The sequence below is a fragment of the Rhodococcus sp. BP-261 genome (assembly GCF_019835205.1).
GTDB lineage: Bacteria > Actinomycetota > Actinomycetes > Mycobacteriales > Mycobacteriaceae > Rhodococcoides > Rhodococcoides kyotonensis_B.
The window spans coordinates 1-13,161 of record NZ_JABUCO010000038.1 but is presented as its reverse complement, the minus strand read 5'-3'; the positions used below and the strand labels follow the sequence as shown (position 1 = coordinate 13,161).

Annotated in this window: 13 protein-coding genes and 1 tRNA gene; 9 read left to right on the top strand and 5 right to left on the bottom strand. The window is 65.5% G+C overall.

All coding sequences use genetic code 11. From position 1 onward, the window contains the following. Positions 1-74 precede the first annotated feature (74 nt). The 3 genes from HQ354_RS24405 to HQ354_RS24395 all read left to right on the top strand — a co-directional run bounded on the left by HQ354_RS24405 (position 75) and on the right by HQ354_RS24395 (position 4,304). Positions 75-2,621, top strand: coding sequence for a non-ribosomal peptide synthetase (locus HQ354_RS24405; protein ID WP_222635820.1), 2,547 nt, complete (start codon positions 75-77; stop codon positions 2,619-2,621). 125 nt (positions 2,622-2,746) lie between these two features. Next, a complete protein-coding gene (locus tag HQ354_RS24400; protein WP_222635832.1) occupies positions 2,747-3,637 on the top strand; it encodes an alpha/beta fold hydrolase in 891 nt (296 codons plus the stop codon). A 16-nt stretch (positions 3,638-3,653) separates the two neighbouring features. Further along, positions 3,654-4,304, top strand: a complete 651-nt coding sequence (locus HQ354_RS24395; RefSeq protein WP_222635821.1) for an LON peptidase substrate-binding domain-containing protein — start codon at positions 3,654-3,656, stop codon at positions 4,302-4,304. A gap of 47 nt (positions 4,305-4,351) precedes the next feature. Here the strand turns inward: HQ354_RS24395 and HQ354_RS24390 are convergent. Further along, positions 4,352-4,425 (bottom strand) — tRNA-Met (locus HQ354_RS24390). Positions 4,426-4,580: 155 nt separating this feature from the next. On the opposite strand from HQ354_RS24390, the gene HQ354_RS24385 reads away from it, so the two are divergent. Both HQ354_RS24385 and HQ354_RS24380 read left to right on the top strand, forming a co-directional pair. Further along, a complete protein-coding gene (locus HQ354_RS24385; RefSeq protein ID WP_114329939.1) occupies positions 4,581-5,204 on the top strand; it encodes a ClpP family protease in 624 nt (207 codons plus the stop codon). A gap of 5 nt (positions 5,205-5,209) precedes the next feature. Next, positions 5,210-5,800, top strand: a complete 591-nt coding sequence (locus HQ354_RS24380; protein WP_222635833.1) for a ClpP family protease — start codon at positions 5,210-5,212, stop codon at positions 5,798-5,800. Here HQ354_RS24380 and HQ354_RS24375 read toward each other — a convergent pair. Both HQ354_RS24375 and HQ354_RS24370 read right to left on the bottom strand, forming a co-directional pair. After that, positions 5,797-6,063 (bottom strand): helix-turn-helix domain-containing protein, encoded by a 267-nt coding sequence (locus HQ354_RS24375; RefSeq protein WP_261769082.1) that lies wholly within the window; start codon positions 6,061-6,063, stop codon positions 5,797-5,799. The two genes, HQ354_RS24380 and HQ354_RS24375, sit on opposite strands and share 4 nt — an antisense overlap. Before the next feature lie 90 nt (positions 6,064-6,153). Further along, positions 6,154-6,729, bottom strand: a complete 576-nt coding sequence (locus tag HQ354_RS24370) for a DUF998 domain-containing protein (protein WP_222635823.1) — start codon at positions 6,727-6,729, stop codon at positions 6,154-6,156. A 183-nt stretch (positions 6,730-6,912) separates the two neighbouring features. Here HQ354_RS24370 and HQ354_RS24365 point away from each other — a divergent pair, with 183 nt between their 5' ends. Next, entirely contained in the window at positions 6,913-8,268 is a 1,356-nt protein-coding gene (locus HQ354_RS24365; RefSeq protein WP_222635824.1) for an AarF/ABC1/UbiB kinase family protein, read from the top strand. 30 nt (positions 8,269-8,298) lie between these two features. Here the strand turns inward: HQ354_RS24365 and HQ354_RS24360 are convergent, their stop codons facing one another. Further along, positions 8,299-9,288: an NADPH:quinone oxidoreductase family protein gene (locus HQ354_RS24360; protein WP_222635825.1), complete on the bottom strand. Its 990-nt coding sequence runs from the start codon at positions 9,286-9,288 to the stop codon at positions 8,299-8,301. An 87-nt stretch (positions 9,289-9,375) separates the two neighbouring features. On the opposite strand from HQ354_RS24360, the gene HQ354_RS24355 reads away from it, so the two are divergent. Both HQ354_RS24355 and HQ354_RS24350 read left to right on the top strand, forming a co-directional pair. Next, on the top strand, positions 9,376-10,062 hold the full coding sequence (locus tag HQ354_RS24355; RefSeq protein ID WP_222635826.1) for a dienelactone hydrolase family protein: 687 nt from the start codon (positions 9,376-9,378) through the stop codon (positions 10,060-10,062). Then, positions 10,049-10,927, top strand: coding sequence for an amidohydrolase family protein (locus HQ354_RS24350; protein WP_222635827.1), 879 nt, complete (start codon positions 10,049-10,051; stop codon positions 10,925-10,927). Before HQ354_RS24355 ends, HQ354_RS24350 begins: the two co-directional genes overlap by 14 nt. Here the strand turns inward: HQ354_RS24350 and HQ354_RS24345 are convergent. Beyond that, a complete protein-coding gene (locus HQ354_RS24345) occupies positions 10,924-11,754 on the bottom strand; it encodes an alpha/beta hydrolase (protein ID WP_222635828.1) in 831 nt (276 codons plus the stop codon). The two genes, HQ354_RS24350 and HQ354_RS24345, sit on opposite strands and share 4 nt — an antisense overlap. A 146-nt stretch (positions 11,755-11,900) precedes the next feature. On the opposite strand from HQ354_RS24345, the gene HQ354_RS24340 reads away from it, so the two are divergent. Continuing rightward, a complete protein-coding gene (locus HQ354_RS24340; protein WP_222635829.1) occupies positions 11,901-13,019 on the top strand; it encodes an alkane 1-monooxygenase in 1,119 nt (372 codons plus the stop codon). Positions 13,020-13,161 lie beyond the last annotated feature (142 nt).

Here is a 13,161-nt window from a genome sequence, read left to right as displayed (position 1 = left end):
AACGTGTAAAACAGACCGAAGGATGGTTTAGTGCACGATTACTGAGTGGTCCGTCGGCAGGCAAGGGGAGGCGCATGTCGGTCCAGGAAAGCACGGCGCGCGAGGCCGATCGACGCTTCAACGAAACTCTCGCGCCTCTGAGCAGGCCCGACGTCCGCGACACCGTTCTCGGCCGTCTCTGCGAGGTCGCCCACGCAATGCCGTCCGCAACGGCCGTGGTGACCGACGACGGGTCCATCACGTTCGACGATCTGATGCACCGCACGTATGCGGTCGCCCGCAAGGTCGTGACCTTCGCGCCGACCGAAGCAGAGCCCGTGGCCGTCGAGACCTCGTCGACGATCGACGCAGTGGTCCTGATGCTCGCGGTGTTCGCGTCGGGCAGGGTCCTGGTTCCACTCGACCCCCACCTGCCCGAAGCGCGCCGGGAACAGATCGTCGCGCAGTCCAGCGCCCGACGCCTCGAAATCACGGATGTCGACGGCATCGAGGTGTCGTCGGTGCCGCTCCCGGTGGTCACCGGAAACCACATCGCGCTCATCGCGTTCACGTCCGGATCGACCGGGGCCGCGAAAGGCGTACTGCTCAGCAATCGCATGTGCCTGAGCAAGGCGTACGAGGTGAGCTCCACTCTGGGATTGTCCGGACGCCACCGCGTCGGGAATGCTCTTCCCGTCAGTTTCGGTGCAGGCATCAACACGTTGCTGGCCGGCATCCTCAGCGGCGCGCAGGTGCACTGTCGCGATCCACGAGCCGCGCATGCCGTGGAGTTCACCGACTGGGTCGCCCGGAACGAGTTGACGACGCTGCATTGCTCGCCGTCCCTCGTTCGCGCGATCGCGGGCATTCCTTCCGATACGCGTCGCTTTCCGTCGCTGCAGTACGTGATCACCTACGGCGAAGCTCTGCATGCACGTGACGTGGTCGCTTTTCGGCACGAATCCGACTGTGCCGCAACGTTCGTGAACTGGTACGCCACCACCGAGGCGGGTGCCGTCGCGCGGATGCACTACGGCCCCGGCGCTCCGCTTCCCGACGGCTTTCTCGACGCGGGCAGGTGCCCCGGAGGCAAGAGCATCGACATCGTGCGATCCGACGGCGTTCTCGCCAGGCCCGGTGAGGTCGGGCAGGTCCGAGTCACCGGAGACTGCTTCGCCGACGGCTACCTCGACATGCCCGATCAGACCGCGCGTCGATTCTCCGTCGACTCCGGCCGACAGCGTTACTGGACAGGCGATCTCGGCCGCATCGACGAACGTGGCGTCCTGCACCTCGTCGGCCGGATCGACGACGCGGTCAAGATCCGCGGCTATCTCGTCGAACCCGCCGAGGTCGAGAGCGCGGTGCGATCACTCGACGGCGTCACGGACGCGGTCGTCATTGCGTCCGAGGACAATTCGGCTCTCGAACTCGCCGTGTTCTTCGTCGGGGACTCGATCACCGACACGGACGTGCGCGGCGCTCTCCGCGAGACGCTGCCGGACTGGATGGTGCCGAAGTTCGTCACCCGGCTCGATGCGATTCCGCGCACGGATCGCGGCAAGGTCGACCGGGCCTCGCTCCCACCCATACCTCCGACGGATCGACACGGCGCGGCGGCGTCGTCTGAAACCGTGCTGTCGGGCGCGACCGAGTACTGGCTCGCGATCATCGTCACTCGCGAGTTGGAGTTGACGACACTGCATCGCGACGCGGACTTCGCCGAACTCGGCGCCACGTCGTTGGTGACGACGCGCATCCTCGTCGAGATCCGGCAGGCGTTCCACGTGGAACTGTCCCCGGCCGACCTCGTCAGTGCGATGACGGTACGTCGCCTGGCCGAGTTGATCGACCGACGGCTCGCCGCGGCCGATCGCAGCAGGGGACCGAAGAACCCGATGCTCGTACCGCTTCGTGAGGAAGGGACGGGAGCGCCACTGTTCGTCGTCGCGGGTGCAGGTGTTCCTGCCGTGGGTCTCGCCCCGCTCGCGAAACGACTGACCGGCCGCCCGGTGTACGCGTTGCAGGCCAAGGGCCTCGACACCCGTGCGCTCCCGCATCGCACGATCTCCCGGGCCGCGCGGGCCTATGCTCGCGAGATCCAGAAAGTGCAGCCTCACGGGCCCTACACGCTGGCCGGGCACTCGCTCGGGGCCTGGATCGCGCTCGAGATGGCGCACGTCCTCGAATCGCACGGTGAGACCGTCGAGCGTGTCGTGCTGCTCGACCCACGCCTGTACCAGTGGCTGCTGAACAAGGTGCCGGGAGGCGGAGAGCATCTCGAAGCAGCGCCACCGGACCCCTATTCGGAAAGCTACAAGCCCGGTTTCCGGGCCGTCGCCCGTCAGTGGGCACAGGTCGCGACCGCCGGACTCGTCCGGTTCCGAACCACCGAACGATGGCTCGCGTTCGGCATCATCGGAGCGATGGCACTGCGCAGACATACGCCGAAGCCGTGGGACGGGTCGGTGACCGTCGTCGTCACCGAGAGCAACACCGCTGACCGCCGGTCGTGGGAAGCCCTCGCCCCGGGGCGCCTGGACATCGAACAGATGCCGGGTGAGCACATCGGGCTGGTGCGCGAACCGGTCGTGAGCAAGGTCGCCGAGGTCATCGACCGCACCCTCGAGTCCGACCGGTGACGCTCACGGCCGCCATCGCGGCGCATCGCGGCTTGACCTGTTCACCACCGGCCGAGACGCGTACGTTGGGCCAGGACACTGTGAGTCTGCCGAACGTCGATGCGCTGGAGGGGGTGCAACGGGCCATGAGCGAGTACCAGCTCGACTGCGTGGAGCTGCACAAGGACGTGCTCCGTTACGTCGATGAGGGCGACGGTCCGCCGGTCGTTCTGGTGCACGGCCTGCTGGGGTCACACCAGTCCTGGGCAGGTCAGATCGAGCGCCTGTCCGAAAAGTACCGCGTCATCGCACCTGACCTCTTCGGTCACGGGAGCTCGGACAAGCCGTCCGGCGACTATTCGTTGAGCTCGCACGCGGCCACCATCCGTGACCTGCTGGACCATCTCGAGATCGAGTCCGCACCGATGGTCGGACATTCACTCGGTGGCGGCATCGTCATGCAGGCGACGTACCTGTTTCCCGAGCGCGTCGACCGGCTCGCGCTCGTCAGCAGCGGAGGGCTGGGACCCGAGGTATCGCTCCTCCTCAAGGCGGCGACGCTTCCCGGCAGCGAGTTGGTACTGCCCCTCCTCGCGTCGGACTGGGTACGCAAGAACACCGAGAACGTCGTCGGCCAGCTGAACCGGTGGGGTCTCCCCGTCCGGCCGGGCAAGAGCCTGAACGAGACGTGGCGCGCGTTCAAGACCGTGTCGGACAAGCGTTCTCGCGAAGCATTCCTTGCGTCGACTCGTGCCGTCGTCGGCCCGCGTGGTCAAACCGTCAGCGCCAAACAACATTTCGACAAGTTCGACGGTATGCCGTCCTTGCTGATCTGGGGTGGCCGCGACCGGATGATCCCCGCGTCGCACGCCGACAGCATTCGGCGTGAGGTGCCGGCGTCACGCGTCGAGATCTTCTCGTCGGCCGGGCATTTCCCGCAGCTCGACGAGCCCGACCTGTTCTACCGCGTGCTCGACGAGTTCCTCGCCGCGAACGCTGTCCCTCGATTGCCCACCAGCACAGCGGCGTCGGATTGACGGCAGACTCACGACCATGACCGTGACTCCGATGTTCCCGCTCGGCAGCGCACTACTGCCCGGTGAGCGCTTGCCCCTGCACATCTTCGAACAGCGGTACCAGGACATGCTGCGCGACTGCTTGGCGATGGAGGACCCGAGCTTCGGCGTCGTGTTGATTGCGCGCGGTAGGGAAGCGGGCGGCGGCGATGTGCGGTACGACGTGGCGACGAAGGCGCGCATCGTCGGTCACCGAGACATCGGCGGCGGACGGCACCTCATCGAGTGCGTCGGAGCCGAGCGGATCCGCGTCGACGTCTGGCTCGAGGACGACCCTTATCCACGGGCCGATGTGCGCGCGTGGCCGGACGAGACGTCGGGCGCACCTCCCCGATCCCCGCTCGCTGCACTGGAATTGGATGTACTACGCGACAAGATCGACGAGATGTACCGGCTCGTCGGCAAACTCGCGGCCGCCGAGAATGCCGCGGCGCCTCCCGCGCCGAGCTTCTCCTCACTGCCGGACGATCCGGGAGAGCGCCTGTTCCTGCTCGCGTCACAGGTGCCGATGGGCGAATCGGACCGGCAGACCATCCTCGAAGCACCGGGACCCGGCGAGAGGCTCCGTGCGCTGCTCGAAGCCATCGACACGGCCACGGACATCGTCCGGTTCCGTCTGCAGGGGTGAAAGCAAGAACCCCGGGAGGCTGATGCTTCCCGGGGTTCTTCTATTTGTAGCGGGGACAGGATTTGAACCTGCGACCTCTGGGTTATGAGCCCAGCGAGCTACCGAGCTGCTCCACCCCGCGTCGTTGTTCCTCTACCGTACATGCCCTATCCACCTAACGCCCAATCGCCTGGTCAGAGCGGTTCTGCCGACAGCGATTCTGCCTCGGGCAGAGAATCCTTCCCTCCAGGGCCTGTCGCTTTCAGTCTGGTTCTCGTACCGACCGAAAGGACTGATATGACCCCCATGATGAACGACGGCGACGCACCTGGCGCCTCGCCGTTCGACGACCAACTGTCCTCCCGGCTGCTCGACCAACGCATCGTCGTGCTCGGCGCCGCGGTCGACGACGCGATCGCGAACCGCATCTGCGCGCAGCTTCTGTTGCTGTCGGCGTCCGATCCACGGCGAGACATCAGCCTTTACATCAACTCTCCCGGGGGATCCGTCAGCGCGGGTCTGGCGATCTTCGATACGATGCGGCTCATTCCGAACGATGTGTCAACGCTCGCAATGGGTTTCGCGGCCAGCATGGGCCAGTTCCTGCTGTCCGCGGGAACGAAGGGCAAGCGGTACAGCCTGCCGCACGCTCGAATCATGATGCATCAGCCGTCGGCCGGGATTCGTGGCACCGCCGTGGACATCGAAATCCAAGCCGAGAATCTCGAGTACACGAAGGCGTTGATGCACAAGCTCAATGCCGAGCATTCCGGGCACGACGTCGACACCGTCACTGCGGACTCCGAGCGTGACCGCTGGTTCACCGCCGAACAGGCACGCGCGTACGGTCTCGTCGACACCGTCGTCACCACGCTCGACGACATCAGACCATCGGCATCGAAACCGAAAGTGGGGCTGTGATTCTCATGGGTCAGTACACGATTCCCACCGTCGTCGAACGCACGCACAGCGGCGAACGGGCATACGACATCTACAGCCGCTTACTCAGCGAGCGGGTCGTCTTCCTGGGGACGGAGATCGACGACGGCGTCGCCAACGTGATCATCGCCCAGCTGTTCCATCTCGAGTCCGACAACCCCGACGCCGACATCAGCCTCTACATCAACTCGCCCGGTGGATCGTTCACGGCGATGACGGCTATCTACGACACGATGGAGTACATCCGGCCGGACGTGTCGACGTTCTGCGTCGGGCAGGCCGCGTCGGCCGCCGGTGTCCTGATGGCGGCGGGAGCCGCGGGCAAGCGAATCATGTTGGCGCACGCACGAGTTCTGCTGCATCAGCCGTCGGGCGGCGGCGAGGGCGTCATCTCGGATCTGTTGCTGCAGCGGGACGAGATCGTTCGCGTCCGCTCGGAGATGGAGACCATCCTCGCCCGTCACACGGGGCAGAACCCCGAGATCCTCCGGCGCGACGCCGACCGGGACAAGATCTTCGCGGCGACCGAAGCAGTCGAGTACGGGCTCGCGGACCACATCGCACAGTCGAGGAACTAGGCCGCCATCATCGTCACCGGTGCCGGACCACGCGAGACTCGTCGGAGCGGCGACGCCCCGGCGAGCTCGCGGCCCGTCAAGATCATCAGGTGCGACGGCCTGATCTCCAACGCGCCGCACAGCGCCGACAGGACCTCCGACGACGCCTCCTTGCGGCCACGCTCGATCTCCGACAGGTAGGGCGTCGACACGCGGGCTTCCGACGCCACGTCGTCGAGGGTGCGTCCCTGGTCCTGCCGCAGACGACGCAACACCTTGCCCATGCCGTCGCGCACGAGAGGTTCCGGGGCGTCCTCTGGACGACGCAGGGGCACTACCGGTGCGATACCGTTCGTGTCGGCCATGGCCTCAGGCTAGGAGTGCGGACGTGTGTCCGCCGGACTATCGACACCTTTTCTGCTGACGGCAGAACGCACCAGAGCGACTGCGGTGAGGATCTCCCAGCCGACGAAGGTGTCGATCCCGATCCTCTCGGCCAAGCCCACCGGACCGACGCCGGCGATCAGTAGCACCGACCCCGCAGATCCGACGACCCCCAGACCGATGCTCGCAGCCCGGTACCAGCGTGGGCAGTCCTGCACGCCCGTTCCGACGAGGATCGGAATCAGATTGCCTGCACCGATGGCCGCGATCGCGCCTGCCACGTGGACACCTGCGTTCTCTGCGCTGGTGTGTACTGCGGCCACGAGAAGGCTGCCGACCGAATACGCCGCGATTGCGCCCAGGTACACCCGGCGGCGCCGACGCCGCAGCACAGGGGCGGAGGCCCAGCCTGCGATCGCCACCGACACTGCGGACACGCAGAACGCGGCGTTCATGACCACATGCGCCGGAGACGCCGGAACGCCCAGTTGACTGACGGTGTCGCGGAGATGGTCGTACCCGTCGTACCGGCTCGACGCCCACGCCTCCGCCAGCAGATACTGCACGCCCGCGACACCGAAGAGAGCGGCTGCGGCAGCAGCGCGGCCTGGTCGAATGCGGTAGATGGTGCGCTCCTGTTCTTCTGGTCATTCCGCAGGTCCGGGTGGGCTGTGACCGTCTCTTACCGGTAGGTACAGTCGACTGCGATTCGGATGGCGGAAATGTGGAGAATCTCACAAGGGGTGGGCATGACCAGCGGCATTACGGCGACACGGGTCTCACCTCCTCCTCTGCGCACGTTCGGCGTCCGCGAATTCCTCCGCCTCGTCGTGATCGGCGCTGTCCTCGTTTTCTACCAGGTGATCGCCGTCGGCAAATGGATCGGACGGCCGCGACGCGGGTGGGCGGTCCATGCGTCGGAAGGCGTCGTCGACGCGTTCTTCACGCTCGGGCCGACGTTCGTGAAGGTCGGGCAGTTGATGGGGTCGTCGCCCGGGTTGTTCCCCAAGGTCCTCGCCGACACCTGCCTGCGATGTCTCGACGAAGTGCCGCCGTTCCCCGCGGCCCAGGCGCGATCCGTCATCGAGGCCGACCTCGGGCGTAGCACCTCCGAGCTCTTCCAGCTGTTCGACGACGTTCCGCTGTCGTCGGCGTCGGTCGCGCAGGTGCATCGATGCGTGCTGCACGACGGCAGGGAAGCCGTCATGAAGGTGCAGCGCCGCGGCATCTACCACCGCATGAAGGTCGATCTGCGTATCGCATACGTGTTCGCGCGCGCTCTCGAGAAGTACATCGCGTTCTTCTCCACGGCCAACGCGTCGGCGATCATCGTCGATCTGCATGCCGCCACCTTCGCCGAGCTGGACAGTGTCGTCGAGGCGCGTCGGCAAGCAGCGTTCCGCGCGGGGATCTCCGCGTTCGACGACAACAAGTTCGTCACCGCGCCCGAGGTGATCACCGAGTACTGCGGCAACCGAGTCATCTGCATGGAGCGCATGCACGGTTCGCCACTGGACCAATGCACGCCCGGCGTGGAGTCCGAGCTGATCGTGCGGCGCGCCGCCAAGGTGTGGATGGAAGCGCTCGTCCTGCACGGGTTGTTCCACGGCGACGTGCATGCGGGCAACGTCTGGGTGCTCGACGACGGCCGCGTCGCATTCCTGGACTTCGGCGTCATGGGCGAGATCGACGAGCAGTGGCGACTGCTGCTCCAGGATCTGTTCCATGCCACCGTCATCGACGGCGACTTCACCCGTCTCGCGGGCAGCGTGAAACGACTCGGCATCGTGTCCGACGACGTCGGCACCGACGCCGAAGTCGGCATGATCCTGCAGACCGTGTTCGCTCCGATGCTGTCGGATACGTTGGCGCACTTCAGCTTGACCGACTTCATCAAGGCGCTCGTCGGGATGGGCCAGCAGTACCGCACGTCGAGCCCGGAGGAGTTGATTCTCGTCGGCAAGCAGCTCGGCTACTTCGAGAGATACGCCATCGAACTGGCCCCGGACTGGGCTCTCGGCACGGACCCGTTCGTGTTCAAGAACGTGTTTCCGGCCGAGGTGGCAGCCCTGTCCCAGGCGAGGGGCGTCGTCCTACCTGATTGAGGCAGGAGTGGAGCCCGCAGGAACGACCAATTAAATAATCTGTAGTACCACTTTGCCTGCGGCCGTGCGGTTTTCGAGCGATGCGATGGCCTCGGCCGCCTTCTCGATCGGGAAGACCGACGGTTCCGGCGCTGTCAGCTTGCCGGACGCGAGCAGCGGCTCGAGCTCGGCCCACTGCGTCGCGAGGTAACCCGGACGCGTCATCCACCATGCGCCCCAGCCGACTCCGACGACGTCGACGTTGTTCAGCAGCAAACGATTGACCTTGACGGTCGGGATCTCGCCGCCGGTGAACCCGAGAACGAGAACGCGTCCCGACGGCGCCAGGCTGCGGATGCTGTCCGTGAAGCGGTCGCCACCGACGGGGTCGACGACGACGTCGACGCCCTTCCCTCCGGTGAGCTCCTTGACGGCGTCCTTCCAGCCGCGTCCGTTCTCGTCCTCGACCAGCACGACGTCGGTGGCACCCGCCGCGCGGGCGATGTCGGCTTTCGCCTCGGAGCTGACGACAGCGATGACTCGCGACGCACCGAGCACCGGTGCCATCCGCAGCGCCGACGTGCCGATGCCGCCCGCGGCACCGTGGACGAGGACGGTCTCGCCCTCGGTCAGTCTTCCGCGCTCGCGCAACGCGAAGTGCACGGTCAGGTCGTTGAAGAGCAGGCCGGCGCCTGCGGGGAGCGAGACGGCGTCGGGGAGCTTGAACACGGTGTCGGCGGACACGACTGCGACCTCGGCCATGCCGTCGGACAGGCCGGTCAGCGCGGCGACGCGGTCACCCGCGGCGAACCTTGAACCCTCGGGAGCCGAACGTACGACACCTGCGATCTCGCTGCCCGGTACGAACGGCAGTTCCGGCTTGTACTGGTACAACCCACGCGTCAGTAGTGCATCCGGGAACGCTACGCCCGCGGCGTGCACGTCGATGACGACCGCATCGTCACGTGCCGCAGGCTCGTCGATGTCGACGATCTCCACCGATTCCGGACCGTCGAGCCTCGTGATGTGTACCGCGCGCATACAGTGTCCTCTCCAGAGTGATGACGTGTGATGCAGCCTACAAAACCCCCGACCTGCGCACGGACCGGGTTGTGCTCCAATCGAGGTATGACCACTCCTCTCACCTTTCGTGAACCGTCCGGAGGCGCTGCACCCCGTGGCGGTGTCGTCGTGATCCAGGAAGCGTTCGGCGTCACCGACCACATCGTCGACGTCTGCCGACGCTTCGCCGACGCCGGCTGGGTTGCGGTCGCACCGCATCTGTTCCACCGACAGAACAAGCAGATACACGACTACACCGACATGAAAGCCGCGATGTCGTCGATCGGTTCCTTGAAGGCCGACGAGGTCGACTCGGATGTCGACGCAGCGCTCGGAGGCTTGGCCGTGCGTGGGTTCGAGCCGACACAGTGCGCGATCGTTGGTTTCTGCATGGGCGGTACGGTCGCCTTCCATACCGCTGTCCGACGCCCCCTCGGTGCCGCCGCAACGTTCTACGGCGGCGGAATCGACAAGGGCCGCTTCGGATATCCGACGATGCTGAGCGTCGCCGATGCTCTGCAGACACCGTGGCACGGCTTCTTCGGCGATCTGGACAAGGGCATCCCCACCTCGGAGGTCGAACAGTTGCGCACCGCCGCGGCCACATCGCCGGTGGCTACCGACATCACCCGATACGCCCAGGGGGACCATGGATTCCACTGCGACGATCGCCCGGCGGTGTACAACGCCGACGCGTCGGCCGATGCGTGGTCCAAGACGCTCGACTGGTTCGACGCGCATGTCGCCCGCTGAGACCGTGGAGGTTCGGACGTTCTGGGAGGGCCTCGGCCTGCCCGGAATCTTCGACGTCCACACCCACTTCATGCCGAAGAACGTCATGGACAAGGTCTGGGCCTACTTCGACGCGGTAGGCCCCCTCACGGGGATGACCTGGCCGATTTCGTACCGCCACGACGAAGACGTGCGCTTGGAGACGTTGCGCGAGTTCGGCGTTCGCGGATTCACGTCGATGATCTATCCCCACAAGCCGGACATGGCCGCGTGGCTCAACGCATGGGGCGCACAGTTCGCCGAGCGTACGCCCGACTGCGTGCACACGGCGACCTTCTATCCCGAGGAATCCGCCGGCGACTACGTCGCCGCTGCCATCTCGGGTGGTGCGCGAATCTTCAAGTCGCACATCCAGGTCGGTAACTACTCGCCGAACGACCCGTTGCTGGATCCGGTCTGGGGTGCGATAGAGGACGCGGGGATACCCGTCGTCATCCATTGCGGGTCCGGGCCTGCACCGGGGACGTACACCGGACCCGGCCCGATCGGCGCTCTGCTGCAGCGTTTTCCACGTCTGTCGCTCGTCATCGCACACATGGGCATGCCGGAGTACGACGACTTCCTCGCCCTCGCCGACGCGTACTCGGAGGTCCGACTCGACACCACGATGGCGTTCACCGACTTCTCCGAGGCGGCGTGGCCGTTTCCACCGAGCAGCCGGTCACGGCTGGTGGACCTGCAGGATCGCATCTTGTTCGGCAGCGACTTCCCCAACATTCCGTACACCTACGCGGAGGCGTTGACCGCAGTCCAGCGACTCGGCCTCGGCGACGACTGGGTACGAGATGTCTGCTACTACAACGGAACCCGACTCTTCGAGCGCTAGAGGCGTGGCTTCAGCCAGGCCACCAGGTCGTCGAGCACCTGCTGGCGCTCGGGTTCGTTGAAGATCTCGTGATAGAGGCCGTCGTAGATCTCGATCGTGAGATCCTTCGAGCCGGCTTTCTCGGCGATCATGCGGCTTCCCGCGACGTCGGCGAGCTTGTCCTCACTGCCGTGCTGCACCAGTACCGGCAAAGTGAGGGTGGGCAGCCGCGTCGGGAAGCTCTCGGTCGCGCCGACGAGACCGCCGGCCACACCGGCGGGGATCTTGCCGTGATGCACGAGCGGGTCGGCGTCGTAGGCGGCGACGACGGCCGGGTCCCGCGAGACGTCGGCCGAATCGAGCGTCTGCACCGGCACGCGCGGCGCGATCTTGCCGAGCACCTTGCCGATCGTGATCAGGATCTTCGGGGTGTCGTCGCCGACCACGGCGAAGGGCCCCGACAACATCAACGCGTCGAGCTCCGCTTGATACTCGAGTGCGTACGACAGCGCGATCGCGCCGCCCATGCTGTGGCCGAGGAGAAATGCCTTCCCGTCAGGATGCTCGGCACGCGCGATGCGGAACAGTTCGTGGAGATCGGTGATGTAGTCGGACCAATTCTTCAGCTCCAGCCTCTTGCCGCCGGAACGACCGTGGCCGCGGTGATCGATCGTGTACACCGTCAGACCGAGCTGGGTCAGGCGCTCGACGACCTCACGGTATCTACCTGCGTGTTCGCCGAGACCGTGCGACAGAACGAGGAATCCCGTCGCGTTGTCGGGCGTGTGGACGTCGTAGACGATCCGTGTCCCGTGCACGCCCGTGAACGTCGATTCGCTGGTCTTCATGTGTTGTTCCCCTCACACAGGCGCCGGATTCGGTAATCCCACCACGGGGCTGCGGCGAAGTACAGGAGAGTAGTAGATTCGATGCGATTGTTAGAAAAGGTAATTTTTTCCATGCGTGACTTACGGCGAGGGGGTGTGCAGCCCCGATGAACGCCACCCCCTCTGCGCCCGCTTTCGGATGGCGTGACCCCAAGCGATACCTCTGGCCGTTGGGTCTGGTCATCCCGCTGAGCCCCTTCTTGGCGTGGGGTCTCGTGACGTGGCTCGGCCCCGGAGCATTCTGGGCGCTGGGGCTCATCATCATCGCCATCGTCGTCCCCCTGGTCGACGCGTTCGCCGGCGTGGACAAGTCCAACCCGCCGCTCGAGGTCGCCGAAGCACTCGAGAACGACAGGTATTACCGCTGGTGCCTCTACTTGTTGATTCCACTGCAGTACGCGGGATTGATCGCGGCGTGCTACCTGTGGGCTCACGGGCCGCTCGGTGTTCCGGAGCGGATCGGTCTGGCGGTGACGGTCGGCGTGGTCGGCGGTGTCGGCATCAACGCGGCGCACGAACTCGGTCACAAACGCGAGAACGTCGAGCGCTGGCTGTCCAAAGTCACTCTGGCGCAATCGTTCTACGGCCACTTCTACGTCGAGCACAATCACGGCCACCATGTACGCGTCGCGACCCCCGAGGATCCGGCGTCGGCTCGGTACGGCGAGAGCTTCTGGAAGTTTCTGCCGCGCAGCATGTTCGGCGGGATCAAGTCGGCGTGGGAGCTCGAACAGAGGCGCCTCGATCGCGTCGGCAAGAAGACGTGGACCGCGCACAACCACCTGTTCAATGCGCTCGCCATGTCGATCGTGGTGTTCGCGGCGTTGATCGCGATCTTCGGGTGGCAGGTTGCGCCGTATCTCGTTCTGCAGGCTGCCATCGCGGTGATCCTGTTCGAGGCCGCCAATTACCTCGAGCACTACGGCCTGTTGCGGCAGAAGACCAAGCGGGGGCGGTACGAGCGGACGAACCACACCCACAGCTGGAACAGCGATCATCTGTGGAGCAATCTGTTCCTGTACCACCTGCAGCGGCACAGTGATCACCACGCGAACCCGGTTCGGCGGTACCAGGCGCTACGGACGGTCGACGAGTCTCCGCAGCTTCCGGCCGGATACGCGGTCATGATCTTCTGCGCGCTCGTTCCGCCGCTGTGGCGAAAAGTGATGGATCAGAGGTTGATCGACTACTACGACGGGGACATGGCGCGTATCAATGGCGGCTGACGCCACGTGCGCGCGAATGTAGGCGGTCTCAAGCAGTCATCGCAACGTGCCTGATCATTGAGGGATGGTTGCGATGGGACGTCCGGTGTACACCCATGAGGTGCGGATGCTGTTCTGGGTTCTGTTGGGTTGGGGCTCGACG